23 protein-coding genes are annotated in these 26,799 nt (G+C 67.2%); 13 read left to right on the forward strand and 10 right to left on the reverse strand.

Annotated elements, in window-relative coordinates; genetic code table 11:
- The first annotated feature begins 432 nt into the window (after positions 1 to 432).
- Positions 433 to 1,044, forward strand: coding sequence for a DUF1007 family protein (locus AAG816_RS14535; protein ID WP_341990372.1), 612 nt, complete (start codon positions 433 to 435; stop codon positions 1,042 to 1,044).
- 74 nt (positions 1,045 to 1,118) lie between these two features.
- Positions 1,119 to 2,099: a nickel/cobalt transporter gene (locus AAG816_RS14540; RefSeq protein WP_341990373.1), complete on the forward strand. Its 981-nt coding sequence runs from the start codon at positions 1,119 to 1,121 to the stop codon at positions 2,097 to 2,099.
- A gap of 176 nt (positions 2,100 to 2,275) precedes the next feature.
- On the opposite strand, the gene AAG816_RS14545 is transcribed toward AAG816_RS14540, so the two are convergent.
- The gene (locus AAG816_RS14545; protein WP_341990374.1) at positions 2,276 to 3,307 is read right to left on the reverse strand and encodes a DUF977 family protein; all 1,032 of its coding nucleotides are present in this window, start codon (positions 3,305 to 3,307) and stop codon (positions 2,276 to 2,278) included.
- Positions 3,308 to 3,670: 363 nt separating this feature from the next.
- On the opposite strand from AAG816_RS14545, the gene AAG816_RS14550 reads away from it, so the two are divergent.
- Entirely contained in the window at positions 3,671 to 7,147 is a 3,477-nt protein-coding gene (locus AAG816_RS14550) for an indolepyruvate ferredoxin oxidoreductase family protein (protein WP_341990375.1), read from the forward strand.
- A 158-nt stretch (positions 7,148 to 7,305) separates the two neighbouring features.
- Here AAG816_RS14550 and AAG816_RS14555 read toward each other — a convergent pair whose 3' ends face one another.
- Positions 7,306 to 7,902, reverse strand: a complete 597-nt coding sequence (locus AAG816_RS14555; RefSeq protein ID WP_341990376.1) for a cupin domain-containing protein — start codon at positions 7,900 to 7,902, stop codon at positions 7,306 to 7,308.
- A gap of 440 nt (positions 7,903 to 8,342) precedes the next feature.
- Between AAG816_RS14555 and AAG816_RS14560 the strand changes: the two genes are divergently transcribed.
- Entirely contained in the window at positions 8,343 to 8,834 is a 492-nt protein-coding gene (locus AAG816_RS14560) for a hypothetical protein (RefSeq protein WP_341990377.1), read from the forward strand.
- 166 nt (positions 8,835 to 9,000) lie between these two features.
- Here AAG816_RS14560 and AAG816_RS14565 read toward each other — a convergent pair whose 3' ends face one another.
- From AAG816_RS14565 to AAG816_RS14575, 3 genes are all read right to left on the reverse strand, one after another.
- Positions 9,001 to 9,453 (reverse strand): pyridoxamine 5'-phosphate oxidase family protein, encoded by a 453-nt coding sequence (locus AAG816_RS14565; protein WP_341990378.1) that lies wholly within the window; start codon positions 9,451 to 9,453, stop codon positions 9,001 to 9,003.
- A 113-nt stretch (positions 9,454 to 9,566) separates the two neighbouring features.
- Entirely contained in the window at positions 9,567 to 10,436 is an 870-nt protein-coding gene (locus tag AAG816_RS14570) for an alpha/beta hydrolase (RefSeq protein WP_341990379.1), read from the reverse strand.
- 42 nt (positions 10,437 to 10,478) lie between these two features.
- The gene (locus tag AAG816_RS14575) at positions 10,479 to 11,555 is read right to left on the reverse strand and encodes a histidine kinase dimerization/phosphoacceptor domain -containing protein (protein ID WP_341990380.1); all 1,077 of its coding nucleotides are present in this window, start codon (positions 11,553 to 11,555) and stop codon (positions 10,479 to 10,481) included.
- A 334-nt stretch (positions 11,556 to 11,889) separates the two neighbouring features.
- Here AAG816_RS14575 and AAG816_RS14580 point away from each other — a divergent pair, with 334 nt between their 5' ends.
- Complete coding sequence (locus AAG816_RS14580) at positions 11,890 to 12,717, forward strand: DUF3313 domain-containing protein (RefSeq protein WP_341990381.1); 828 nt, start codon at positions 11,890 to 11,892, stop codon at positions 12,715 to 12,717.
- 12 nt (positions 12,718 to 12,729) lie between these two features.
- Here AAG816_RS14580 and AAG816_RS14585 read toward each other — a convergent pair whose 3' ends face one another.
- Both AAG816_RS14585 and AAG816_RS14590 read right to left on the reverse strand, forming a co-directional pair.
- A complete protein-coding gene (locus AAG816_RS14585) occupies positions 12,730 to 13,584 on the reverse strand; it encodes a GNAT family N-acetyltransferase (protein WP_341990382.1) in 855 nt (284 codons plus the stop codon).
- Positions 13,585 to 13,635: 51 nt separating this feature from the next.
- Positions 13,636 to 14,766, reverse strand: a complete 1,131-nt coding sequence (locus tag AAG816_RS14590; RefSeq protein ID WP_341990383.1) for an alpha-D-ribose 1-methylphosphonate 5-triphosphate diphosphatase — start codon at positions 14,764 to 14,766, stop codon at positions 13,636 to 13,638.
- A gap of 426 nt (positions 14,767 to 15,192) precedes the next feature.
- On the opposite strand from AAG816_RS14590, the gene AAG816_RS14595 reads away from it, so the two are divergent.
- Positions 15,193 to 16,515, forward strand: a complete 1,323-nt coding sequence (locus AAG816_RS14595; protein ID WP_341990384.1) for a globin-coupled sensor protein — start codon at positions 15,193 to 15,195, stop codon at positions 16,513 to 16,515.
- A 22-nt stretch (positions 16,516 to 16,537) separates the two neighbouring features.
- On the opposite strand, the gene scpB is transcribed toward AAG816_RS14595, so the two are convergent.
- The 3 genes from scpB to AAG816_RS14610 form a co-directional block, all read right to left on the reverse strand.
- On the reverse strand, positions 16,538 to 17,374 hold the full coding sequence (gene scpB / locus AAG816_RS14600) for a methylmalonyl-CoA decarboxylase (protein WP_341990385.1): 837 nt from the start codon (positions 17,372 to 17,374) through the stop codon (positions 16,538 to 16,540).
- On the reverse strand, positions 17,371 to 18,546 hold the full coding sequence (locus AAG816_RS14605; RefSeq protein WP_341990386.1) for a CaiB/BaiF CoA-transferase family protein: 1,176 nt from the start codon (positions 18,544 to 18,546) through the stop codon (positions 17,371 to 17,373). The genes scpB and AAG816_RS14605 overlap by 4 nt, the downstream gene beginning before the upstream one ends.
- Positions 18,547 to 18,687: 141 nt before the next feature.
- Positions 18,688 to 20,259: a hypothetical protein gene (locus AAG816_RS14610; RefSeq protein ID WP_341990387.1), complete on the reverse strand. Its 1,572-nt coding sequence runs from the start codon at positions 20,257 to 20,259 to the stop codon at positions 18,688 to 18,690.
- Positions 20,260 to 20,640: 381 nt separating this feature from the next.
- Between AAG816_RS14610 and argB the strand changes: the two genes are divergently transcribed.
- The 7 genes from argB (at position 20,641) to AAG816_RS14645 (ending at position 26,796) form a co-directional block, all read left to right on the forward strand.
- On the forward strand, positions 20,641 to 21,546 hold the full coding sequence (gene argB / locus AAG816_RS14615) for an acetylglutamate kinase (protein ID WP_341990388.1): 906 nt from the start codon (positions 20,641 to 20,643) through the stop codon (positions 21,544 to 21,546).
- 87 nt (positions 21,547 to 21,633) lie between these two features.
- Positions 21,634 to 22,386, forward strand: coding sequence for a pyrimidine 5'-nucleotidase (locus AAG816_RS14620; protein ID WP_341990389.1), 753 nt, complete (start codon positions 21,634 to 21,636; stop codon positions 22,384 to 22,386).
- A gap of 89 nt (positions 22,387 to 22,475) precedes the next feature.
- Positions 22,476 to 23,753, forward strand: coding sequence for a GGDEF domain-containing protein (locus AAG816_RS14625; RefSeq protein WP_341990390.1), 1,278 nt, complete (start codon positions 22,476 to 22,478; stop codon positions 23,751 to 23,753).
- Between the two features lie 129 nt (positions 23,754 to 23,882).
- Positions 23,883 to 24,578: a DUF1045 domain-containing protein gene (locus AAG816_RS14630; RefSeq protein WP_341990391.1), complete on the forward strand. Its 696-nt coding sequence runs from the start codon at positions 23,883 to 23,885 to the stop codon at positions 24,576 to 24,578.
- A gap of 96 nt (positions 24,579 to 24,674) precedes the next feature.
- Positions 24,675 to 25,307 (forward strand): chloramphenicol acetyltransferase, encoded by a 633-nt coding sequence (locus AAG816_RS14635; RefSeq protein WP_341990392.1) that lies wholly within the window; start codon positions 24,675 to 24,677, stop codon positions 25,305 to 25,307.
- Positions 25,308 to 25,377: 70 nt separating this feature from the next.
- Positions 25,378 to 26,391, forward strand: coding sequence for a KpsF/GutQ family sugar-phosphate isomerase (locus AAG816_RS14640; RefSeq protein WP_341990393.1), 1,014 nt, complete (start codon positions 25,378 to 25,380; stop codon positions 26,389 to 26,391).
- A gap of 108 nt (positions 26,392 to 26,499) precedes the next feature.
- Positions 26,500 to 26,796, forward strand: a complete 297-nt coding sequence (locus AAG816_RS14645) for an addiction module antidote protein (RefSeq protein ID WP_341990437.1) — start codon at positions 26,500 to 26,502, stop codon at positions 26,794 to 26,796.
- The last annotated feature ends 3 nt before the right edge of the window (positions 26,797 to 26,799 follow it).

The following is a 26,799-nucleotide window of genomic DNA, read 5'->3' on the forward strand; positions in this document are numbered from 1 at the left end:
ATTACCGGCACGCGGATCGGGGATGTCGTCGAAGATCGAGATCAAACAGGACATCGGCGGCGCCTCCTCTACGCCGCCCACCAATCGAATCCGTTTCGCCAAAATCGACAACTGCCAAATGCGATTCCCCTGCCCGCAAGGGGGGAGGGAGCACGGCTCGCGGGGGAGGTCGGTCCGCACGGTCGCAGGTGAGAACAGACCGGGAAGACCAAGGCGCCGCCGATTCGGGCGCGGTTTGATCCGGCTGTGTTCCGATCGCTCCGGGCCGGTGTGCCAGAGTGGGACAGGCCCCCATCCAGGCCCGCTGGATCCTGCCTTTGCGGCATGTCACGATGCCGCCGTGCACCACCGCCATGCTTCCGCCGAAGTCCGGGGCGACCAGTGGCGCCGACACAGTGGGGTCATATGCGGCGATTGCGAACAGCGTTGGGTTTGGCGGCGGCGTTCAGCTGCCTGGGGGCGCTGCCGGCGCTGGCGCACCCCCATGTGTGGGTGAGCATGCGCACCCAATTGGTCTACAGCCCCGACGGCAAGCTCATCGCCCTGAAGCAGGACTGGACCTTCGACGAGGCCTTCTCGGTGTTCGCGCTCCAGGGCATGGAGCGCAACAAGGACGGCTCCTATCCCGACAGCGTGCTGAAGCCTCTCGCCGAAGTGAACGTCACCTCGCTGAAGGAATATGACTACTTCGTGCGCGGCAAGACCGCGGTGGCCAAGATCGCGTTCAAGGATCCGGTGGACTACACCCTGACCTTCGACAAGGACGCGCTGACCCTGCACTTCACCTTGCCGTTGGCCAAGCCGGTGGCGGCCAAGGGCTCCATGACCTTCGACATCTACGACCCCACCTATTTCGTCTCGTTCGAGTTCGCCGAGAAGGACACGGTGAGTCTCGAGGGCGCCCCCGCCGGCTGCTCGTTCCGGGTGGAGACCCCGGACCAGCCGCAGACCATGACATTGGGTGAGAGCTTCTTCTCCAACCTCACCGCGTCCAGCACCTACGGCGCCCAATATGCCGACAAGATCCTGGTGAAGTGCCCGTGAGGCCTCACCCGGCCCAGCGCCATCTCCGGCGCGTCGGCCGGTGGGTTCGCCAGGTGGCTTCGGCGCCTTCCCTTATGTCAGTGGCGCTCTTGGGTCTGGGGCTCGCCATCGTGGTACTGGCGCTGAGCGCCGCCGCACCGGCGCTGGCCCAGGCCTTCGGCCAGGCGGCGCCCAAGACCTCCCCGTTCGGCCTCGGTGCCGGCGCTCCGGGGCCGGGCGGCATCACCGGCTATCTGATCGCCAAGCAGAGCGAATTCTACCGCGCCTTGATCCAGGCGGTGCGCGCCGCCAAGGCCGATGGCCATGCCTTCGGCCTGCTGGCGGGGTTGTCGTTTGCTTATGGGGTGTTCCACGCCGCAGGGCCGGGCCACGGCAAGGCGGTGATCTCTTCTTATCTGCTGGCGGATGGCGGCACGCTGAAGCGCGGCGCCCTGCTGGCGCTCGCCGCCGGCATGGTGCAGGCGGTGGCGGCGATCCTGTTCGTCGGCGTGCTGGCGGTGGTGCTGGGGGCGACCGCGGTGTCCATGGCCCAGGCCATGACCTGGATCGAGGTGGCGGCCTATGGCGGCATCGCCATCTTCGGCGCCCTGCTGGCCATCTCCAAGGCCCGCAGCCTGATCGCCGTGCTGCGCGGCCAGCCCGCCGCCCATGTGCACGGTCCCGACTGCGGCTGCGGCGACAAGCACGCCCCCGATCCCCATCTGCTGGACGGTCGCGGCGGCTGGAAGCGGGCCACCGTGGCGGTGGTTTCCGCCGGCGCCCGGCCGTGCTCGGGGGCGATCCTGGTGCTGACCTTCGCGCTGTCGCAGGGGGTGTTCGTGTCCGGCATCGGCGCGGTGATCGCCATGGGCCTCGGCACGGCGCTGACCGTGACCGGCATCGCGGCCCTGGCCGTCTACGGCAAGCGCCTCGCGGTGCGCCTCGCCTCCGCCGCCTCCGGCCGGGGCACGGCTCTGGTGCTGGCGGTGGAACTGGGCGCGGCGGTGCTGGTGTGCGTGTTCGGTGTGGCGCTGCTCACCGGTTATGCGGTGAGCGAGCGGCTGCTGCCGGGGTAGGGGCGGAGTTTCGGGCCGGGCGCAGAACGAGGCCCAAGCGTGCGGATGATCGCCGCCGGCGCGCCGAGCGCTCGTTAGAGCATTTTCGAGCCAAGTGGACACCGGTTCGCGTGAAGAAAATGCGTATAAACAAAAACCTAGATCGCTTCAGTGTTTCCATGAAACGCTGAAGCGATCTAGGCCGACCCGTACCATGCGCCGCGCCCTGCGCCATGGGGCACCAGATGGCCCTGTTCGGTGAGGGCCTTCAGATGTCCCTTGATGGTGTGGCGGCTGGCGCCGGTGATGCGGGCGGCCTCCATCACCGTCACGCGGCCATGGTCGCGGACCAGTTCCAGGATGGCCACCGATAGCTCTGGCAATGTCCCCAGCAGCACCTGCTCCCGCTCCATCTTGGCTTCCAGGCGCTGCTTCTGGCGGTGCAGGGCGGTCAGAAAGAACTCGATCCATGGGTTCCAGTCGGGCGCGGCGGTGCGAATGCTGCCCTGGGTGCGCCGCAGGGCGAGGTAATAGCCTTCCTTGTTCTGCTCGATCACGCTTTCCAGCGAGCTGAACGGGACATAAGCGTAGCCCGCCCGTAGCAGCAGCAGCGTGGTCAGGATGCGGGATAGGCGCCCGTTGCCGTCCTGGAAGGGGTGGATCTCGAGGAACACCACCACGAACACGGCGATGACCAGCAACGGGTGAAGGCTGCGATCCTCTTCCCGGGCCCGCATCCAGGCCATCAACTCATCCATCCGGCGGGGCGTCTCGAAGGGAGATGCCGTCTGGAACACCACTCCGAGGCTCTTGCCATCGGCATCGAAGGCTTCGACATGGTTGTCGATGGCTTTGTAGGCGCCGCGGTGCCGCTCGTCCTTGCGGGAATGGACCAGCAGATCGCGATGAAGCTGGCGGATATGGTTCTCCGTCAGCGGGATGGCATCCGGCGCGGAGAAGATCGTCTCCATGACCTGCGCATAGCCCGCCACTTCCTCTTCATCGCGGGAGGCGAAGGTGGCGATGCTCAGATTGGAGAGCAACTGCTCCACCTCGCGGTCGCTGAGGCGCGCGCCTTCAATGCGCGTGGACGAACCGATGCTCTCAATGGTGGCCACCCGTCGCAGGCGCGACAGCCGTTCCGGCGCAACCCGGCCAATGGCGCGCCAGGCGCCCTTGAACTCATCGATCTCCGCGATCAGCGACAGCACCTGTGGGGTGATGCGCAAGGTCGTGAGTGTGAGTGGGTGTTCTGATGTCCCATCCATTTCCATCCATTTATGGATAGGGCGGTCAACGCCAATTGTCCATCCGATTCCATCCATTCCCGACCCGGTCACGCAAAGGCAATCACAGGCGCGCCCCAGGGGCCGCCGCCCCGCGCCCCATGCTGCAACGCACGTTTTTCGGGTGCGATGCGCCAAAATGCGTCAGGCCCGCTTTTGTGGCAACTTCGTTTCATAATCGCTCCAAACAACGAAATTGCCGGGGCCGGCGCGGCGTGTCAGCTTGAAGGGGCTGCGATCTGCGGCAGATGGCCGCTTGGGATGAGCCCTCGCCGTCGCCCCGTCGGGTCGCATGCGGAGGCGCGCATGGCACTGAAGCAGGTCTCCCTCAAGGACAAATACGATCTGGCGCAGGAGAACGTGTTCGTCTCCGGCACCCAGGCCTTGGTCCGGCTGACCTTGATGCAGAAGGAGCGCGACCGCCGCGCCGGGCTCAATACCGCCGGCTATGTCTCAGGCTATCGCGGTTCGCCCTTGGGTGGGCTCGATCTCCAGTTCGGCCAGGCGGACAAATTGCTGCGCGCCAATGACGTGGTGTTCCAGCCCGGCCTCAATGAGGATCTAGCCGCGACCGCCGTGTGGGGTTCGCAGCAGGCGGAATTGCGCGGCGAAGGCAAATATGACGGCGTGTTCGGCCTCTGGTACGGCAAGGGGCCGGGCGTCGATCGCTCCGGCGACGTGTTCCGCCATGCCAACAATGCCGGCACCTCGCCGCACGGCGGCGTGCTGGCGCTCATGGGCGACGACCACACCTGCGAAAGCTCCACCACCGCCCATCAGAGCGAATTCCATTTCGTCGACGTGATGATCCCGGTGCTCAATCCCGCCGGCGTGCAGGAGATCCTCGATTACGGCCTCTATGGCTGGGCATTGTCGCGCTTTGCCGGCACTTGGGTCGGCCTCAAAGCGGTGAAGGACACCATCGAATCCACCGGCATCGTCGATGGCCGGGTGGATCGGGTGCGCATCGCCCACCCCGCCGATTTCCTGATGCCCGAGGGCGGGCTTAATATTCGCCTGATCGATACGCCGGTGGCGCAGGAGGAGCGGCTCCAGGAATATAAGCGCGACGCGGTGCTGCACTTCCTGCGCGCCAATCGGCTCAACAAATTCATCACCTCCGGCGGCCAACGCCCGCGCATCGGCATCGCCACCGTGGGCAAGAGCTATCTGGATGTGCGCCTGGCCCTGGATGAACTGGGCATCGACGAGGTGCGGGCCAATGATCTGGGCCTGCGGATCTGGAAACTGGCCTGCCCGTGGCCGATCGAGACTCAGGGCCTTTATGAATTCGCCAAGGGCCTCGACCTGATCATGGTGGTGGAGGAAAAGCGCTCGCTCATCGAGGTGCAGGTGCGCGAGGAGCTGTACGGCTCCGCCAACCAGCCGGTGTGCATCGGCAAGAAGGATGAAGAGGGCCGCTGGCTGTTCCCGGTGAAGGGCGCGCTGGACCCCAATGACATCGCCATCCAATTGGGCAAGCGCCTGCTGCGCTATGGCGACATTCCCGACATCGCCGCCCGCGTGGCGGAGCTGGAAGAGGCCCAGCGCATGCTGGCGGCCACCGCGGATGTGGCCAACCGCATCCCCTATTTCTGCTCCGGCTGCCCGCATAATTCCTCCACCAAGGTGCCCGAGGGCATGCGCGGCTCCGCCGGCATCGGCTGCCATTACATGGTGCAGTGGATGGACCGCGACACCGTCGGCTTCACCCAGATGGGCGGGGAGGGCGCCAACTGGATCGGCGAGCACCATTTCTCCAAGCGCCCGCATCTGTTCCAGAATCTGGGCGACGGCACCTATAACCATTCCGGCTATCTGGCCCTGCGCGCCTCCTGCGCCGCCAAGGTGAATGTCACCTACAAGATCCTGTTCAACGATGCGGTGGCCATGACGGGGGGCCAGCATCACGAAGGCGACCTCACAGTGCCGGTGATCGCCCGCCAGGTGGCCGCCGAGGGCGTGGAGCGCCTGGTGCTGGTGACCGACGAGCCGGACAAATATGCCGCCGACATTTCCTGGCCGGCAGGCATGACCATCCACCATCGCGACGAACTGGACGCGGTGCAGCGGGAACTGGCGGCCATCCCCGGCGTCACGGTGCTGATCTATGACCAGACCTGCGCCTCGGAGAAGCGCCGCCGCCGCAAGCGCGGCCTCTATCCCGATCCCGATATGCGGGTGATCATCAATGAGCGGGTGTGCGAGGGCTGCGGCGATTGCGGCGTGAAGTCCAATTGCGTCTCGGTGCAGCCGCTGGAGACCGAATGGGGTCGCAAGCGGGAGATCGACCAGTCGTCGTGCAACAAGGATTTTTCCTGCGTCAACGGCTTCTGCCCGTCCTTTGTCACCGTGCACGGCGCCAAGCCGCGCAAGGCGGCGGGCGTGGCCGGCAAGGTGGAAGGGCTGGCGGCGCTGCCCGAGCCGGCGCACCCGCAGATCCACGGCACCTATGGGGTGATCGTGACCGGGGTGGGCGGCACCGGCATCGTCACCATCGGCGCCATCCTCGGCATGGCGGCGCATCTGGAAGGCAAGGCCTGCGGCATGATCGACATGGCCGGCCTCGCCCAAAAGGGCGGCGCGGTCTATAGCCACATTCGCCTCGCCAACAAGCCGGAAGACATCACCGCCATCCGGGTGCCGGCGCGCGGCGCCGATCTGGTGCTGGGCGGCGATCTGGTGGTGGCGGGCACCAAGAAGGTGCTCACTGCGGTGAAGCCCGGCGCCTCGCTGGTGGTGGTGAATACCCACGAGGTTCTGCCCGGCGACTTCACCCGCAATGCGGATTATTCGCTGCCCACGGAGCGGCTGAAGCGCACCATTTCCGCCTCGGTGGGGGCGGAGAACACCCACTTCATCGAGGCGACGCGCCTCGCCACCGCTTTGTTCGGCTCATCTTTGCCGCAGAACATCTTCCTGGTGGGCTATGCCTATCAGCTGGGCGGCCTGCCGCTGTCGGCGGAGGCCATCCTCAAGGCCATCGAATTGAATGGCGAAGCGGTGGCCATGAACCAGTCGGCGTTCCAATGGGGCCGGCGCGCCGCCGCCGATCCGGCCGCGCTGGCCGGTCTGGTGGGGCCGCAGCAGGCGGGCAGCGATGCCCGCCGCCTGTCGGAAAGCCTGGACGAGATCATCGCCCGCCGGGTGTCATCGCTCACCGCCTATCAGAACGCCGCCTATGGGGCGCGCTATGGCGAACTGGTGGCCCGGGTGCAGCAGGCGGAAGCGGCCAAGGCGCCGGGCCGCAGCGGCCTCACCGAGGCGGTGGCCAAGAACCTCTACAAGCTCATGGCCTATAAGGATGAATATGAGGTCGCCCGCCTGTTTGCGGACGGCGCCTTCCAGGCCCAGGTGAACGCGGCATTCGAAGGCGATCTCAAGTTCGAGTTCCACCTCGCGCCGCCGCTGTTCGCCAAGGTGGATCCAGCTACCGGCGAGGCGCGCAAGATGCGCTTCGGCCCGTGGATGATGAAGGGCTTCGGCCTGCTGGCGCAGCTCAAGGGCCTGCGCGGCACGGCGTTCGATGTGTTCGGCTATTCGCACGAGCGTCGTACGGAGCGGGCGCTCATCACGCAGTATGAAGCGCTGCTGGACACCCTGCTGGCCGGCCTCACCCGCGACAGCCACGCCACCGCCGTGGCTTTGGCCTCGATCCCGGAGAAGATCCGCGGCTATGGCCATGTGAAGGAGCGCCATCTGGCGGCGGCCAAGGCGGAAGAAGCGGCGCTGCTGGTGCGGTTCAAGGCCCCGCCCCAGGCCCCGGCGCAGGCGGCGGAGTGAGAGGTTAAGCATTCCAACGCGTATTCGCGCCGCTTCCCGCGGCGCGGATACGGCCGGCGCGCGCCGCTTTCCGGCGATGCCGGGCAGCACTGCCGCTGGTCAATGCCGCTGGTCTTGGGACAAGGCCAACTCTGACCCGCAAGTCCGACCCGCACCTCTTACCCGCGCGTGCCGCCCACCGAGACGAACGCCATGAGGCAGGGTTCCGGCAGCGGGTTGCGCCAGCGATGCCGGGTGCCGTTCTGGACGATGCAGTCGCCCTGGCGCAAATGAATGGTCGCTCCGTCGTCCAGTTCCAGCGTCATCTCGCCCCGAACCACCACCCCATAATCGATGGTATCGGACGTGTGCATGCCCGGCGCGGCACGGTCGAAATGATCGCCCATGCCGGGCACCTTCTCCGACAATTCCTTCAGGGCACTGTCAAAGGTGGGGCCGGGCGGCGGCTTCCAGCCTTCCGGTCGCCGGGGCGGATACGAGATCAACCGAAACAGCGTGCCGCCCGGACCGGGAAACGCCGTCGTGCCCTCGCGCATCGGATCGGGTTCAAGGCCGGTGAGGTTCGGCACCCCCTCGGTCCGATAGAGTTCATAGAAGGTCAGTCCCGGATTGGAGTCGATCTCCACCACCCTCGAGGTCACATCGAACGACTGGAACACCGATTTTCCGGCGGCATCGCGGCCGGTGAGCGCCCGCCTGGGGGGCGGCAGGTCCCTGGACTCCTTGGCTTCAACGGGTTGCCCCGTGGCGGCCAAGGCACCGCCGCCAACCAGGGCGAACAGAGCCCGGAGCGGATGGCGCCGATCCCCACCTTGAGGTGGCTGCGGGCGCGATGGTGCCGTGTCGCTGGGTTTGTTGCTGTGTTGTTTGTGCCAAAGCAAATGGAATATGCTCATATTCATCCTCCCTGGCCGGTTTTTCTTGTTTCTGGCGTAAAGGCGGGCCGCGCAATCTCCATGGTGCTGAACCTGTTGCTCTCATGCAACTAGACCATAGGCCTAATGTATTGACTGTGCTTCTACAGATTTCCCCGGTGGGCGGAACAGCGGCGGCGTCAGTTCGCAGGCCTCTGCGGGGACGTCCCACGGAAACTGCTTTGCATGCGTCCTATCTCTGCTGGATCTGACCCATCGCTTACTATGGAGTTCCTGCCGGCCCGACGCGATGGGGCCGCGATTGCTTTTGTGCGACCAAAGTGCAATTGTCGCTGTCGAGGCTCGGGCGTAATTTAGAGCATGTGGCAGGCGAGGGCTATGCTATGTCATCCGATGCTTATGCCGTCGCTGGTATCGTTGCCGTATTGCTTCCAACGATCTATTTTCTCATCGCCTCGCCGACCTTCCTGCTGGCGAAGTTCGATGACCCGTCCGTCACTTGGCTGATGCGGGGCTTGTTCAGCCTTCACTTCCGAATTATCTGCATCGGCGCGGTCGTTAGCATTGTCGCCTTCGTGATCGCCGGCCGTCCGTTTTTCGTTCTCATTCCCGCGGTGATCGCGAGCTTGGCGGTGGCGATGCGGCGGTGGTTCCTGCGGCATATCGATGCCGAACTCTCCGCCCGCGACGCCGGCGATGCGCGGGCGGCTCAACGGCTGCGCCGACTGCACGTGCGGGGCATGGCTTTGAACGCCACGCAGTGCGTCGCGCTCATCGCCTTTATCCCGCTGGTGTTCGGCACGGCGATGTAGGGGCCCGCTCAAGCCCAGAGACCTGGAACGGCCAGCGACCTGGGAAGGGTAGAGATCTGGAGCCGGCGTGATCATGGTCCATCGCGCCGCGTCGCTTTGACTTGCTCGCCGCTTCGAGACCCGGCGTCCCGGCGCCCCGGTCGCCGCCGTCAGTCCCTCTCCCCCTTCACACCACCACCAATTCGCTGTGTCCGAACCCCTGGGCGTAGTCCAGCACCGAGATCACCGTCGGGGTGAGGCGGAAGATGTGCACCTGGTCGGGATCGGGCATGGGCACCGGCAATTTGGTGTCGCCGGGATATTTCGTCGGCAGCAGGGCCAGCACCGCCTCGGCCTCGGCCCGGTCGGTGACCTTGTGCGCATGGGCGGCCATGGAGAGGCCGGCGATGGCCATCAGGTCGGCGGTGTCGTGGTCGATGGTCAGCGACACCCGGTCGTCATGGGCCAGGTTCGCCGCCTTCTGGCTGTCCAGGGCGCACAGGAAATACAAGGTGAGATCGCGGCTCACATAGCCGACCGTGGTCGCCTGCGGCCAGCCGTCGGGCCGCAGGGTGGCGAGCGTCATGATGCGGTGCTGCTCCAGCAGCGCCAGAATCTTCTGCTTGATGTGGGGGGCCATGGCGCGCGTCCGTCCGCCCCGAAATGGGGCGAGCGCACTATGCGGACAGGGCAGGCCCGGCGGCCTTGATGCGGCTCAAGGGGCAGGTCCGCGCTGCGGCGGGACGGTGCGCCTCAGCGCCGGTTCAGGAACCCGCGCACCAGCGCCACCGTCGCCGCCGGATTCTCTTCCATGATCCAGTGGCCGCTATCGGGAACCACGTCGCCGGTGACGTCCTCGGCGGCGAATTTCATCACCGCCGCCATGGTCAGGCCGAAGGATTTTTCCCCGCCCAGCGCCAGCACCGGCATGGTCAGCTTGCCGTCTGTCAGGAAGGTCTGGTTGTCGAGGGCGTCCTGGTCGAAGGCGGCGAACTGGGCAAAGCCCGCGTGCATCGCCCCCGGCAGCGCGTAAAGCGCTGCATAGTGCGCGCGGGCCGCTTCGCCGAAGCGGGCGGGGGTGGCGGAAAATTCGTTCCAGAAGCGGTCGAGATAGATGCGCTCGCGGCCCTCGACCAGCCGCTCCATGTCCGGCCCGCCGAAGCGGAAATGCCAGAGCAGCGGGTTCTTCAAGATCTCCTCCCACGGGCCGACGCCGGGCAAGGGCGCGTCGATGGGGATGAAGGTCTTCACCCGGTCGCGATACTGGGCGGCGAAGGCATAGCCCACCATGTTGCCGATGTCGTGGGTGATGAGATCCACCGCGCCGATGCCGAGCGCATCCAGCACGCCGGCGATGTCCGCCCCTTGGGTCTTCTTGTCATAGCCGCCCACCGGCTTGGGCGAGAGGCCCATGCCGCGCAGGTCCGGCACGATCACCGTGTGGTCGGCGGCAAGCTCGGCGGCGAGCGGCACCCACATGTCGCCGGTCTCGCCATAGCCGTGCAGCAGCACCACCGCCGGGCCGGAGCCGCCCACGCGCACATGCAAGGATGTGCCGTTGGTGGGGATCTGCCGGGCCTGGAAGGTGGCGGGGAAGGGGGGAAACGCACCGGTGTCAGACATGGCATATCCTCGATGGACGGAGAATGCGGTGCCTCCGGCGCGTCAGTTCGCCTTGGGCATGTGCGAGCGGAAGGTGGCGTGGGTGAGGGCAATGCTGAGGCCGGCGGGGCTGCTGGCGTGGACGGTCTCCGCCTCCAGCTGCTTGGCCAGCGCGCTCACCAAAGCGGTGCCGAGGCCCCCTTCGGACGGGCCGGTGGGCAGGTCGGCGGTGCCGACCCCATTGTCGGAGACGGTCAGCCGCCAAGCGGTGTCCTGGACCTCATAGGTCACCAGGATCAAAGCGTCGGGCTTGTCCGCCGGGAAGGCGTATTTGATGGCGTTGATCAACAGCTCGGTGACGATCAATCCCAGGCTGACCGCCTTGCCGGATTCGATCATGCCCTTGTCCGCCACCACCTGGATCTTGATCGACTGGCTCTCGCCGATCATGGAGGCGGCCAGACTCGCGCACAGATTGGTCAGATAGGTGCCGACCTCGATCTGGTCGATGCCCTCGGAGGCATGCAGCTGCCGCTGTACCGCCGCCACCGACATCACCCTTTGATGGGCATCGCGCAGATGCAGGCGGGTTTCCTCGGAGGTCACGCCGCGGGCCTTGAGCAGCAGGATGGAGGCGATGATCTGCAGGCTGTTGGCGACCCGGTGCTCCATCTCCTGCAGCAGAACCTGCTTCTGGCGCAGCAATTCTTCGGTGCGCGCCAGCAGGGCCGCCTTGTCGCGCTCAATGGCGCGCCGGGCGGTGATGTCGGTGAAGGCCAGCAGGATGCTGGTATTGGCCCCGTCCTCATAGCGCACCGAGCGGGCGTTCAGCAGCAGCACCCGGCGGCCCGCCTCGGGCAGGTCGCAGGCGATCTCGAACCCGTCGATGGCGGTGTGCTGGGGAATGATGGTGGCCAGCGCCGCGCGCAGGGGCGGCAGGTCGAACTGCCCGCCCGCCAGATCATATAACGGCACGCCGATGGTCTTCGTGGCATTGGTCTTGAAGGTTTCATAGAAATGGCGGCTGGCGGTCAGAACCGAAAACTGGCTGTCCAGCACCAGGAACGGCTCCGGGAGCGTGTTCAGGATGGCAAATCCCAACCGCTGCCCGGCCGCATTGTCTTCGAACGTGTTCAACATCGGCGGTGGCGCCAGTCCGATCTGGGTCCGCGGCGAATGCCAAATCTTGAACCCGCCGCACCGTACAGGCTTTAGTGGCCGCAGTCTTCCCTCGCGTCTTCTCCCGCACGTTCGCCCGCCACGTTCGCCCGCCACGTTCGCCTGCGCCTGCGCTGCCGCAGGTCTGGCGCGGGCGTCACAGCCTGGGGTTGCCACCCAATTCAGCCCTAATTGTCGTCTCTTGTCCGCCCAAGGGCAATCTTGGACTAAGCCGTGCGCACGCACGCTCTACTGGCGGCGGGACCGTTTTATGATTGCACCACGCAGGTTCGGCCGGACCCTGGCGGTTTTCGGCATGCCATTGCTCATGGCCGGTTGCGCCAACGCCCCGCTGGAACAAGCCGGCTCCCTCTCCTCTTATTCGGATCTGGATCAGGCCGACGGCCTGCTGGCCAAGTCCAAGATCCGCATCCGCAAGGACGAGGTGCTGGCCGCCAGGACCGTGCGCATCATCCCCACCACCTTTGCGGAGGGGGCCCGCACCGAGACCATTTCCGACGATCAGCGCAAGCTGGTGGGCAATGCCATCGACCGCACCTTGTGCGCCGGCCTGAGCGATCGGCTGGAAGTGGTGCCCGCTTCCCAGCCCGCCGACCTCACCGTGCGTGCGGTGGTCACCCATATGACGGCCACGGACGAAAAAGCGGTGGCCACCACCAAGGTGGTGTCCGTGGCGAAATCCTTTCTGTTGCCGGGGGTGCCGGTGCCCACGCCGCGCCTGCCCATCGGGCTCGGCAGCCTGTCCATGGAGGCGGAGGCGCGGGGCAAGGACGGCACGCCGGAGGCGGCCATGGTGTGGGGGCAGGGCGCCAATTTCCTCTCGGGCGCGGCGCGCGTGTCCACCGCCGGCGATGCCTATGAACTGGCGAGCGCCTTCGGCAATGATTTCAGCAAGCTGGTGGTTACGGGCGAGAATCCGTTCAAATCCCTGTCCGGCCCACCGCCGGCGGAGCGGTTCCAGGCCATGGCCGGCGGCGCGCCAAAATATGCCGCCTGCGAGGCCTTCGGCCGCGCCCCCGGCGTCGCCGGCCTGGTCAGCGGCGCGGTGGGGGCCCCGCCGGAATGGACCGACAAGGGCAATGGCGTCCCGGCTGCCCCGGCCGAGACCGCAGCGGCGCAATAGGCACGGGCGGCCTCATCCCAGCTCGAAACTGGTGATGCCGAAGATAAGCTCCAGCGGCAGCGCCGGGGCGGGGCCCTTGTACATGCGCGCGGTCTCGAACACCGGCGCCAGGCCCGCCGCTTCCGCCAAAGCGCGGGCGGCGCCCTGGGGCTCCGGCACATCGATCACCAGCGGCTCCCCGCCCGCATGGGCGGCAAGCCCGGCGAACAGGGCGCTCGCGATGGCGGGCCTGTCGGCGAACAAAGGCCCGATCTTCCAGCCCGCCCGCGCCGGGCGGATGACGCCATAGCCGGTGATCCGCCCTTGCCCGGTGTCCGCATCCAGGGCGGCCAGGGCCAGTCCCTGGGTTGGGCTCAGCCACAGGGCGAGGAAATCCGGGCGGTCGAACTGGAAGCAGGCGCGGTCATAGGCGCCCACCTGCGCCCGCAGCGCCGCATCCACCGGGCGCAGCGGCACCGGGGTGCCGGAAACGGGCCGGGCGATGCCGCCATAGCGGATGTTGCGATGGGCCAGCACGAAGCCCGAGCGGGCATAATTGGCCTGCTGGTCGACCACCCCGTCGAGGCCGACGGTGCGGGCGCCGAGCCGCGCCATCCCCGCTTGCCAGAGCGCCCATCCCAGCCCCTGGCCGCGCAGGTCCGGGCGGCAGATGTAGAAGCCCAGAAAGCCGAAGGTCGGGCCGTAGGTGACCACCGAAATGCAGGCGGCGAGGTCCCCGTCGCGGAACAGGCCCATGAAGCCGTCCGGGTCCTGGGCCAGGAAGGCGGCGGCGTCATGGAGGCCGGGGTTCCAGCCTTCGCGGGCGGCCCAGTCCACCGCCAGGTCCACCTCGGGCGGGGTGAGGGGGCGGATGATGTCCGCGGCCATGGGGCGCTCCTTAATCCTCAAGCGGCCGGCGGTCGCCGGGCCGGTGTGCGGTCAGAATACCTTGGCGCCGGCCACCCGCACATCGCGCACCACCGGCGTGCCTTCCACCAGGCGGAAGCGCAGCACGTCGGCGCGCAGGCCGGGGGCGAGGCGGCCGCGATCGGCGAGGCCCGCCAGAGCGGCGGGGCGGGAGGTGACGAGGGCCAGGGCCTCGGGCAATGGCAGTCCGTCGGCGAACAGCTTGGCCGCCGCCTGGAGCATGCTGGCGGGCACATAGTCCGAAGCCAGCGCATCCAGCAGGCCCGCGGCCACCAGATCCTTCATGGCCACGCCGCCGGAGTGGGAGCCGCCGCGCACCACATTGGGCGCGCCGCCGATGGTGGTGAGGCCCGAGGCATGGGCGGCGCGGGCGGCTTCGTCAGTGGTGGGAAATTCCGAGATGGTGCAGCCCGCCGCCTTGGCGTCGGCCACATGCTCCGGGGTGGTGTCGTCATGGCTGGCCAGGGCGACGCCGGCTTCGCGCAGCAGGCCGGCGAGCGCCTCGAAATTGGCCGCCACCGCCGCCTGCCCGCGGGCGGTGCGGGTGGCCAGTTCGTCATCCACCTCGGCGCGGGTCTTGCCGATGCCCATGAGATAGGTGCGCAACTGGTCCACATTGCGCCACTGGCGGGCGCCGGGGGTGTGGTCCATGAGCGAGGCGAGGCCCAGCTTCTTGCGGCGCAGCTCCGGCTCGGCCAGTTCCAGCAGGCCGGGGTCGGTGAGTTCGCAGCGCAGATGAATGCGGTGGTCGGCGCGGAACCAGGGGGCGGTCTGTTCCACCGCGTCCAGCATCACCGTGAACAGCTCGCGGCGGGCGGACTTGGTCTGGTCGAACCCGCCGGCGCAGATGGCGTCATAGACGGTGGTGATGCCGGCGGCCACCGTCTGGCCGTCATGGGCCAGCGCCGCGGCGCGGGCGTCCGGCCAGATCACCTTGGGGCGCGGCACGAAGTGGTTTTCCAGCGCGTCGGTGTGCAGGTCGATCAGGCCGGGGCTGAGATAGTCGCCGTCGCAATCGATCGCGGCGGGGAGCTGGGAGGCGCCCTCGGAGATGTCGGCGATGCGGCCGTCGCGCAGCACCAGGGTGCCGTCCACGATCCGGTCATCGAGCACGATCCGCGCATGGGTGAAGACGGTTTCCATGGCGTTCCTTGCCGCTGGGGGGATTTGCCCGGCGCTGGGGACGCCGGGGAGGTTTCGCCCCGTGTCATAGCCGGGCTCGGTATCAAAATCTTGAAGCAAGTGGTCGCGCGGGGCGGGACGGCGCGCGCGGGTGTGGAACCGCAGGTGCGGAGGGACGCTCCGCCCCCCGCGTGCGGTAGCGGGGTGTCATGTAAAGAATAACTAAAAATGAGAGTCATTTGCATTTTAAAGTAGTAAGAGCGGAGCAATTATTGTCTCTTGACTCATCTCTTCGATTTCATTTCACTAAAATCAGAATCGTATCGCAGTCGCACCATTATACTTTGTGGTGATGGGATGCGGTTTCTCACTTTTGCAACCGTCTCCGCAAGAAATGAAATATGAATATTTATTCAGATCATTGTCTTGAAGAATGAGAAGACATCGATGTCTGAGCGTCTTGATTTTTCCATGATAAATAACGAGACTTCTCTGTTATTGCGGGAGTCGAAGTCTTTCATTCTGGAGGCGCTGCCCGCGATCCTCGATCAATTCTACGACCACGTCGCGCGCTTCCCGGAAGCGGCCCGGTTTTTCAAAAATCGCGAAAACATGATGCATGCCAAGGCGATGCAGCTTCGCCATTGGTCTCTGATTTTGGATGGGCGCTTCGATGCTGATTATGAAGCCTCGGTCACGCGGATCGGCGAAGTTCACAACCGGCTGGGCTTGAAGCCGCGCTGGTACATCGGCGGCTACAATGCCCTGGTGACCAGCCTGATCGCGGTGATCGCCACCAAGAAGACCGCGCGGCGCCTGTCTCCGGAGCGGCGGGTGCAACTGCAACAGGCCATCATCAAGGCGGCGATGCTGGACATGGACTTCGCCATCGCCGTCTATGCCGATGCCGGCGACCGGGACCGGCGCCTGACGCTGGATCGGCTGGCGGTGGAATTCGAGCAGGCGGTGGGCGGCATTTCCCATGCGGTCGCTTCCGCCGCCACCGAGCTTCAGGCCGCCGCCGAGGTGCTGACCGCCCTGGCGGCGCAGACCGCGAGCCAGTCCGACGTCGTCGCCGGGGCGGCGCAGGATACCTCATCCAATGTGCGGATGGTGGCGGCGGCCACCGACGAAATGTCGAACTCGGTGGCCAATATCGGCCAGCAGGTCATGGCCTCCGCCACCATCAGTTCCGGCGCGGTGCGCGATGCCGGCGACACCGCCGCGAAGATGCGCGCGCTAGCGGAAAACGCCCAGAAGATCGGCAATGTGGTGGACCTCATCAACCGCATCGCCGCCCAGACCAATCTCCTGGCCCTCAATGCCACCATCGAGGCGGCCCGGGCCGGCGACGCCGGACGCGGGTTTGCGGTGGTGGCCCAGGAAGTCAAATCCCTGGCCGACCAGACCGGCAGCGCCACCAAGCAGATCGCCATGCAGATCAGCGATATCCAGCAGTCCACGGCGGATTCGGTGGCGGCCATCGGCGGCGTGAGCACGGTGATCCAGTCCATCAGCACCATCGCGACCGAGATCGCCACGGCGGTGCAGCAGCAGGACACCGCCACCCGGGAGATCGCCCGCAGCGTGCAGCAGGCGGCGGACGGCACCGATGTGGTGTCGTCCAACATCGCCGCCGTGACCCGCGCCGCCGGTGAGACCGGGGCCGCCGCCGCGCGATTGCTGTCCGCGGCCTCCGGCCTGTCGCGCCTGTCGGAGCAGCTCCGCGGTGTGGTGGACCAATTCCTGGTGACCGTGCGCACCGCCTAGGACGCACGGCCAGCGGGCGCGCTCAGTCGCCGCGGAACACCGGCTTGCGCTTTTCCAGGAAGGAATCGATGCCCTCCTGGAAATCATGGCTGGCATAGACCGCCCGGCGCATCTCCTGCAGGCGTTCGAACACCTGCGCCGCCACCGGCTGGTAGTCGGTGAGCACCCGCAACTGCTCCTTCACCACCGCCACCGCCAGCGGCGCCTTGGTGGCGATGCCCTGGGCGATGCCCATGGTGTAGGTCTCCAGCTCGGCGGAGGGCACCAGATGGTTGATGATGCCCCAGCGGGCGGCATCTTCCGCCTTCACCGGGGTGGCGGTGAAGAACATTTCCTTGATCAAATTCAGCGGCAGCCGGCCGAGGAAATGCAGCAGCCCGGTGGTGTTGTAGGGCAGGCCGAGATTGGCCGGGGTGATGGCGAAGCTGGAGGTTTCGTCCGCCACCACCATGTCGCAGGACAGCACCAGATCCAGGGCGCCGCCCCACACCGTGCCGTGGATCATGGCGATCACCGGCGCCGGGCAGGCGCGGATGGCCCGCAGCGCCCGCTCCAGCGGATCCGCATAGCCGAGCGGATCGCCGGCGCCGTGCTTCAGTTCGCGGATGTCATGGCCGGCGGACCACACCCCCATGCCGGGGGCGGCGCGCACGATGATCGCCCGCACATTGTGGCCCTGCAGGCCCTCCAGCGCGCTGATGAAGGTATCCAGCAATTCCTCGCTGAGCGCATTGCGCTTGGCGCCATTGTTGAGGGTGAGGATGCCCACCGGCCCGTCGAGGGCGGCGGAGACCAGCGGCCCGGCGGGCGCCGGCTTGGCCGCCGGTGCGGGGGCGGGGGAGACCGGGGTGTCGGTCATGCCACTGCTCCCGTGAATTCGGCCAGGATGGCGGCGCGGTTGGCATCCAGTTCCGGCGGCGGCTTGTGGGTGGCGGGCTCGGTCGCGCCCACCACCTTCACCGGATTTCCGGCCACCTTCAGTTCGCCGGCCACCGGGTCCTGCACCGTGCGCACCATGTTGCGCGCCGCCACCTGCGGATCGGCCATCATGTGCGGAATGTCGTTGATGGGCGCGCAGGGCACGCCGGCCGCATTCAGCGCATCGAGCCAGGCTTCCACCGGCTTGGTGGTGAGGGTCTTGTCCATCTCCGCTTCCAGCGCGTCGATATTCTCGTGGCGCAGTTCGTTGGAGGCAAAGCGCGGGTCGGTGAGCAGATCGGGACGCTCCAGCGCGTTGGCCATCAGGCTGAACAGATGGTCGTTGCCGGCGGCGATGATCACCTGGCCATTGGCGGCCGGGAACGCCTGGAACGGGGCGATGGAGGGATGCCGCGTGCCCTCGGGGCCGGGGATCTCCCCGGTCTTGGCATAGACGGTGACATTGTCTTCCATGATCGCCACCTGGCAATCCAGCATGGCGATGTCGATCTTGCTGGCCACTCCGGTAGCGGCGCGCTGGTAAAGCGCGCCATTGATGCCGATGGCGAGATACAGGCCCGCGGTGATGTCGCCCACGGAAATGCCCACCCGGGCCGGCGGCTGATGCGGGAAGCCGGTGACGCTCATGATGCCGCCCATGCCCTGCACCACCATGTCGTAGGCGGCGCGCTTGGAATAGGGGCCGCTGTCGCCGAAGCCGGAGGCGGCGCCATAGATCAGGTGCGGGAACTTGGCGTGCAGGTCGGCCCAGCCATAGCCCAGCTTCTCCATGGTGCCGGGGCGGTAGTTCTCGATCAGCACATCGGCCTTGGCGAGCAGCGCCTCGAACACCTTGCGGTCTTCCGGGGCCTTCAGGTTGAGGGCGATGCTCTCCTTGTTGCAGTTGATCGACGAGAAATAGAGCGACTTGCCGTTGGCGAACGGGCCGAAGGCGCGGGAATCATCTCCGGTGCCGGGGATTTCCACCTTGATGACGCGGGCGCCCATATTGGCCAGCGTCATGGTGGCGAACGGCCCCGCGAGGACGCGGGACAGGTCCACGACGGTCACCCCCGCCAGCAACGCCCCGGGATTTCCAGCTTGCATATCCATGCCCCACAACTTTCGCCTGAAAGTTTCAACCAGGGGGCAGTGTGGGCGGTAAGCGGCTAACGGGTCAAGGTTGCGTTTAGTTTCGCATCGCAACAACTTAGAGGCGATGGCGGCGATCTGGATCGCTGGCGATGTTTCCCGTCAGGCCGGCGGCGCCAGCTTGATCACCCGGTAGAGCTGGAACCGGTCGCCCGCATAGACCAGTTCGAGGCGGTCGGAATCCGGGTTGGGGTCGCCGGGCTCGGTGAACAGCATGTAGACATAGTCATAATGCTGCGGCCACAGATCCCAGTAGCGCGGGCCGTCCACGGTGGGCTCCTCCTCGGTGACCATCAACTGGTCGCGGCTGGGCGGGGTGCCGTCCTCGGTGTCCACCCAGTCATTATAGGGCGGATGCACCCGCAGGATCTGCTTGCCGGGCACGGTGAAGGCGGTGGTCACCAGCGCCGAGCGCTCGATGATCGCCAGGCACGCCGCATGCACCAGTCCCAGATCCACCGACTTGCTGCCGCCCCACGGATCCGCATAGGCCACCAGCACCTTCGAGCCGCGCTTGATCTTGGCGACGGAATCCTGGAACGCCACCGTCCATTGGGTCAGCTCGTTCCACACCACCTGCACCTCGCCCACCCGCACCGCCACCAGCAGCACCAGCATCACCGCGAAGCCGCGCTGGGCGATGCGGTGGCGCAGATCCACCTGGATGCAGGCGATCACCATGAAGGCGATGGCCACCGGCAGGCGCTGGTCGGCCATGTAGGTGGCGAACACCGTGCGCGGCATGGCCAGATAGATGATGCCGCTCACCACCAGCACGTACAGCAGCCAGGGGTGGGTGCGCAGCAGCCGATGGCGGATCGCCCAGGCCGCGGCCAGGATGATCACCGCGGTCAAAGCGAAGGCCACATAGTCGTAATAGACGTTGATGACGAACTCGAGCCCGTCGATCTTGCCGCGCGGCTCCCAGTAATTCTCGCCCTTGAGGCCCCATGTGGGGCTCATGAGCATCAAGGGGCCGATCACCGCGAACGGCAGGCCCGCCGCCACGAAGGCGGTGATGCGCGGCAGCAGCGCCTTCTGGCCCGGCCGGGGCTGCAGCAGGCGCATGGTCTCGTAGGACAAAATGCCGACGGCATAAACGCCGGTGGCGAACAGATGGCAGAAGAACAGGGCCAGCACCACGACCAGGGCGGCGATGAAGCGCAGCGGCCAGGCCCGGTCCCGCAGCAGGATCCACACCGCCAGCCCGCACAGGGACAGGCCGATGCCGAAGATGTAGTTCATCACCCCGATGAGGAAGATGTTGTTGTACAGCAGCGGGAAGGCCAGCAGCGGGATCACCGACCAGGCCCCGAACAGCGCCCGGTGCAGCAGCAGCGTGCCGAACGCGGTGAGCGCGAAGCACATCAGGGTATAGATTTCGCCGGCCACATAGATGTCGGCGAAGCGGTCCAGCACCGGCACCACCAGATCCATCATCAGATTGGGCAGGATGGACCATTCCAGGAAATAGAATCGCGACAGGTCGGGATCGCTTGGGGCGGCGATCACTTTCATGCGCGCCAGATGGTTCACATAGTCCGACAGCGGCGGAATCGGATGGGTGATGATGGGAATGGACACCAGCACGAAACAGGCGATGAACAACAACGCGATCGTGCGGCGGGAGAAGTCGAGTGCCCTGCGGGGCGGCAGCTGGACTTTTGGCGACATGGGCCGGGGAGGTCCGTTAGAAGCGTGAGGGCCGGGCAGGCCATAGCCGCCGGCAGCCCCTTCGCAAAGGGCTTTCATTGTGGTGGTTCCATGACCCGCCGCCGGGATTTGCGAAAAGGCCTGCGCCGCCATCAGCCTGCGACCGTGCGGAACGGTGCCGACCCCGGCAGCTTTGCCGCGGGGCGCACGCCGGTGCGTCGCGTGCGCTCGGCCTTTCCCCGCGGGAGAGAAATCGAGTAGAACGACGCGCGATGGACGAGACCTCTCCACCGGCCGGTGGGGCGGGGCCTCGGACCATCTCCCTTTGACCAGGCCGGCGCGCCGCTTTGCCCTTGTCCGCACAGGGAAAAGCACGGTCCGCCGCCCTAAGAGGCCCCTGCCATGAGCGCGCCGATTCCCGCCCCGGTGGCGGAAGCCCAACTCCAGGCCGAGGTGCTGGCCAAGGCCCTGCCTCACATGCAGATGTATGACGACGCCATCGTCGTGGTGAAATACGGCGGCCACGCCATGGGCGGCGAAGACGGCGCGCGCACCTTCGCCCAGGACATCGTGCTCCTGGAGCAGTCCGGCGTGAACCCGGTGGTGGTCCATGGCGGCGGGCCGCAGATCGGCGCCATGCTGGCCAAGCTCGGCATCAAGTCCGAGTTCGCCGCCGGCCTGCGAATCACCGACAAGGCCACCATCGAGATCGTCGAGATGGTGCTGGCCGGCTCCATCAACAAGCAGATCGTCGGCTTCATCAATGAGGCCGGCGGCAAGGCCATCGGCCTGTGCGGCAAGGACGGCAACATGGTGCGCGCCAAGAAGGCGACCCGCACCATCGTCGATCCCCAGAGCCATATCGAGGAAGTGGTGGATCTCGGCTTCGTGGGCGAGCCGGACCAGGTGGACACCATGGTGCTCGACCAGATCCTCGGCCGCGAACTGATCCCGGTGCTGGCCCCCGTCGCCTCGGCGGTGGATGGCGGCACCTATAATGTGAATGCCGACACCTTCGCCGGCGCCATTGCCGGCGCGCTGGGCGCCAAGCGCCTGCTGCTGCTCACCGACGTGCCCGGCGTGCTGGACAAGGACAAGCAGCTGATCCCCACCCTGACCATCGAGCAATGCCGCAAGCTGATCGCCGACGGCACCGTCTCGGGGGGCATGATTCCGAAGGTGGAAACCTGCATCTACGCCCTGGAGGCGGGCGTAGAAGGGGTGGTGATCATGGACGGCAAGGTGCCGCATGCGGTGCTGCTGGAACTGCTCACCGACCACGGCATTGGTACCCTGATCACCCGTTGACCCGATCCGATGCGCCGCCTCCGGGCGGCGCATCGTCCTTGCCCGGGACCATGGTCGATCCCGAGGCCTCCGACCCCGCGGACCCCCATGACCATTTCAGACCCTGCCCGCACAGGCTCTTCCCCCGCCACCGCTCCCGAGCCTGCCCCGCGCGATCCGCCGCGCGGCTTCGATGCGGTGGAGACCTGGGTGTTCGACCTGGACAACACCCTCTATCCGGCCCAGCACGATCTCTGGGGCCAGATCGACGCGCGCATGCGCGACTATATTTCCGGCCTGCTGAACATCACGCCGGAGCAGGCCTTCGCCACCCAGAAGGACTATTACCGGCGCTACGGCACCTCGCTGCGCGGACTGATGATCGAGCATGGCATCGATGCCCATGCCTTCCTCGATCATGTCCATGACGTGGACCTGACCAATCTGGAGCCCTCGCCGCGGCTGGCGGCGGCCATCGAGGGGCTGCCCGGCACCAAGCTGATCTATACCAACGGCTCCGAGCGCCATGCGCTGAACGTCATGGAGAAGCTGGGCATCGACAGCCATTTCGCGGCGGTGCACGACATCGTGGCGGCGGAATTCCATCCCAAGCCCACCCAGGAAGCCTATGAGCGCTTCCTGCGGGCGCACGGGGTGGAGGCGCCCCGTGCCGCCATGTTCGAGGATCTGGCCCGCAATCTGGAGGTGCCCCATCGCCTGGGCATGACCACCGTCATGGTGGTTCCGCCGGGCGAGCGCATCGACACCCGCGAGAGCTGGGAGTTCGAGGGCCGCGAGGCGGCCTATATCGATCATGTCACCGAGGATCTGGCCGGCTTCCTGGAACGCCTCGGTCAATGACCGCGCCGGCCGGTGGGCGGCCAAGGCGGTCGGAGGCGGCGGGCGCGCCGGGCGCGCCGGGCGTTGGGGCACCGGTCGTGGGCGCACCGGTGTCCGCCCGCACGGCCGGGACTGCCGAGGCGGCCACGGATGCAAGCGAGCTTGCCTGGCTGGGGCTGGTGCATGCGCCGGTGCTGGTGATCGGGGCGGATGCGCGCACGGTGCGCGCCGCCACCGATGCGGCCGCGCATCTCCTCGGCGTCGCCCCGGCGGGCATGGCGCTGGGGGATCTCTTCGGGGCAGACGCCGCGGCGCGATTGCAGCCGTTGCTGGCCGGCATGCGGTGTCCCGACGTCCTGATGCTGCCCTGCATGACGGCGCAGGGCGCCGCCACCCTGGCCTTTCGGGCCGAGCCGCTGCCGCTGGCGATGGGCGCCGGCGCGGGGACGGTGCTGACCCTCGAGGCGCCTTGCTCGGAACTGAGAGAAACGCTGGATTGGGCGCGCACGCTGGAAAGCGTCATGGACGGCCTTCCGGTGGGCGTGGTGCTGTTCGACGCGCAATTCCATGAACTGTTCGCCAATCGCCTGGCCCACGACTTCATGGGCTTTGACGACATCCATGCCCATCGCACCAATGCCGATTGGTGGGCCAATCTGTTCCCCGATCCGATGCAGCGCGCTGCGGTGATGGCCCAGTGGGGCGAGCAGCTTGCGCTCGCCCGCACGGCACCGAGCGGCTACGCCAGCATGGAGGGCGAGGTCACCTGTCGCGACAACCAGCGCCGGAACCTGCAGTTCCGCTTCCGCTTCATCGGCGACATCTATGCGGCGGTGTTCTGGGATGTGACCGAGCGTCGGCGCCTGGAAGAGGAGATGCGGCGCTTGGCCACCACGGACGAACTCACCGGGCTGCTCAACCGGCGCGGCTTCACCGAAAAGGCCGAGATCGCGCTGACGGCGGCGTCGGAGGGGCGCGCGCCGGTGTCGGTGCTGATGATGGACGTGGATCACTTCAAGCAGATCAACGACCACTATGGTCATGGGGCGGGCGACCGGGTGCTGGAGGAAATCGCCCGCCGCTGCCGGCGCCACCTGCGTCCGCAGGATCTCGTCGCCCGTCTGGGGGGAGAGGAGTTCGCCATCTTGCTGCCCGAGACCTCTCGCGATGCGGCCTATGGCGTGGCGCAGGGGCTGCTGAGCGCCATTGGCGGCACGCCCATGGCCCTGGCCGCCCTGTCGCTGACGGTGCGGGCGAGCATCGGCGTGGCCTCCGCATCGGTCGGCGAGGATCCCCTGGAAGATGTGATGGAGCGCGCCGACCGGGCGCTCTATGCCGCCAAGGCCAGCGGCCGCAACCGGGTGGCGCTGGTGCCCGGCGGGTTCTGAGCCGCCCGCCGGCAGGATGCCGAGCGGGCAGGCGGATCCGTCACGGGCCGGCATCGGGGCCTGCCGGCTTCCCTCGGCGCGCAGCGCGCTTTAGGGATGGGGCCTGTTCGCAGGCCGCAGGAGGCTGTCGTGTCCGTTCGCTATGCCGTCTATCTCGCCCCGCCCTGTGACAGTGCGCTATGGCGCTTCGGCTCGGCCGTGGTGGGCTATGACGCCGACAGCGGCCAGGACTGTCCCGCGCCCGATCTCGCCGGGTTCACGCCGGAGGATTGGCGGCCTCTCACCGAAGAGCCGCGCCGCTATGGCTTCCACGGCACGCTCAAGGCGCCCTTCCGCCTGGCGGAGGGGGTGGACGAGGCCGATCTGATCGAGGCGCTGTCCGCCTTCGCCGCCGGCCACCATGGCTTCGAACTGCCGCCACTGGAGGTGCGCGAGCTGGGCAGCTTCATCGCCCTGGTGCCGTCGGCGCCGGTGCCCAGCCTGCTGGACATGGCGGCATGTGCGGTGGAGGATTTGGACGGCCTGCGCGCCCCGCTCACCGAGGCGGAGATCGCCCGCCGCCGCCCCGATCGGCTGAGCGCCCGGCAGCAGGACTATCTCAACCGCTTCGGCTATCCCTATGTGCGCGAGGAGTTCCGCTTCCACATGACCCTCACCGGGCCGCTGGAGGAACCGGCGCGGGGGCATGCGGCCAATGCGCTGGCGGAGGCCTATCTGGCCAGCGGCGCCCATCTGCCGCTGCTGGTGGATGGGGTGGCGCTGTTTGCCCAGCGCGCTTCGGGCGAGCGGTTCCGCATCATCCACCGGGCCGGCTTCGGCGGCTGAGCGCCGTCGCCGCGGTGTCGCATGCCTGTCATGGCCGCGTCGCATTTTCCGCCCGCGCACCGGCCCCGGTGCGGCGTGCCCGGAGATCCGCCCGTCATGAAGCTCGGCCTCAGCCCCGCCATCGACCCCACCGCCCGCGTCCGCGGCTCGACGCTGGGCCGCTATACGGAGGTGGGCGCCCGCACCCAACTGCTGGAGGTGGAGATGGGAGATTATTCCTACATCGCCTCCGATGCCGACATGGCCTATAGCGCGGTGGGCAAATTCTGCTCCATCGCCGCCATGACCCGCATCAATCCGGGCAATCACCCCATGTGGCGGGCGAGCCAGTCGCATTTCACCTATCGCGCCTCGGCCTATTTCGACGATGCCGCCGACGAGCCGGATTTCTTCCAGTGGCGCCGCGACCACAAGGTGACCATCGGCCATGACGTCTGGATCGGCCATGGGGCGGTGATCCTGCCGGGCCGCACCATCGGCACTGGCGCGGTGGTGGCCGCTGGGGCGGTGGTGGCGAAGGACGTGCCGCCTTATGCCATCGTCGCCGGCGTCGCCGCCAAGGTGGTGAAGCAGCGTTTTGCGCCCGCCATCGGCGAACGGCTGATGGCCTTAGGCTGGTGGGACTGGAGCCATCAGCGCCTGCGCACGGCGCTGGCGGACTTCCGCGCCCTGTCGGTGGAGGATTTTCTGGAGCGCTACGAGGGCCTGCCCGACCTGCCCCCGGCCTGAGGCGGGGGCTGAAACCGGCCTCGACCCGCCCCGGCTCCCTTTCGCGGACGAACAATGCTATCGAGAGGGGATGACAGGCGCATCCTTGAAAGCAGTCGCTCCCTCCGTGACGCATCCCCATTCGGCGGCCATCGCTTCCGCCCTCGCCACCCTGGAAACCGAAGCGGCCGGCCTTGCCGCGCTGATCGCCGCGGTGGGCAACGGCCTCGGCGAGGCGTTCGAGGTGGCGGTGGCCACCATCGTCGCGGCGCGCGGGCGGGTGATCGTCACCGGCATGGGCAAGAGCGGCCATGTGGCGCGCAAGATCGCCGCCACCTTCGCCTCCACCGGCACCCCCTCCCATTATGTCCACCCCGCCGAGGCCAGCCATGGCGATCTCGGCATGGTGGCGCCGGAAGATGTGATCGTGGCTTTGTCCTGGTCCGGCGAGACCGCCGAACTGCGCGACATCGTCGATTATTCCCAGCGCTTCGGCGTGCCGCTGATCGCTCTGACCGCCAATACCGACAGCGCCCTGGCCAAGGCGGCCAGCGTGGTGCTGGCGCTGCCGCAGGCGCGCGAAGCCTGCCCGCTGGGCCTGGCCCCCACCACCTCCACCTTGATGCAACTGGCCATGGGCGATGCCTTGGCGGTGGCGCTGCTGGAGAGCCGCGGCTTCACCGCGCTGGATTTCCGGGTGTTCCACCCCGGCGGCAAATTGGGCGCCAACCTCAAGTTCGTCCGCGACGTGATGCGCCCCGGCGCCGCCGTGCCTTTGGCCCGCAGCGGTGCGCTGATGGGCGAGGTGCTGGTGGAGATGAGCGCCAAGGGCCTGGGCTGCGTCGCCGTGGTGGATTCCGACGGGCGCCTCGCCGGCATCGTCACCGACGGCGATCTGCGCCGCCACATGGCCAATGACCTGCCCACCCGTTCGGTGGACGCCATCATGAGCCGCGCGCCCAAGACGGTGCGCCCGGATCAATTGGCCTCGGAAGCCCTGCGCATCCTCAACACCGCCAAGATCACCGCCCTCATGGTGGTGGACGACGGCCGCCCGGTGGGCGCCCTGCACATCCACGATCTGCTGCATGTGGGCGTGGCGTAGGAGTTCTGCTGCGTCCGAGGGCTTATCGACGGCCATCAGTATGTGAATTATAGTTCACGGATGGTCGCCCTGCGCCAATGCTGGGTGTCCAAGAGGGGCGTGAGCCTGATGGTCGAGCGGACCGTGCCTTGGGACATGGCGGATCATATGGCGACGCCGGAAGCGGTGGCCGCCTATCTGGAGGCCGCGTTCGAAGACGGCGACCCGGCCATCATCGCCGCTGCGCTCGGCGCCATTGCCCGCTCAAAGGGCATGACCGAGGTGGCCCGGCGTGCAGGTGTCACGCGCGAGGGATTGTACAAGGCCCTCAGCGCCGAAGGCGATCCGCGCCTGTCCACGCTATTGGGCGTCACCAAGGCGCTGGGGCTGCAGCTGACCGTGGTGGCGGAGCGCCCCGCGGCCTGATCG

Origin of the sequence: Azorhizobium sp. AG788 (assembly GCF_943371865.1) — a bacterium.
Lineage (GTDB): Bacteria > Pseudomonadota > Alphaproteobacteria > Rhizobiales > Xanthobacteraceae > Azorhizobium.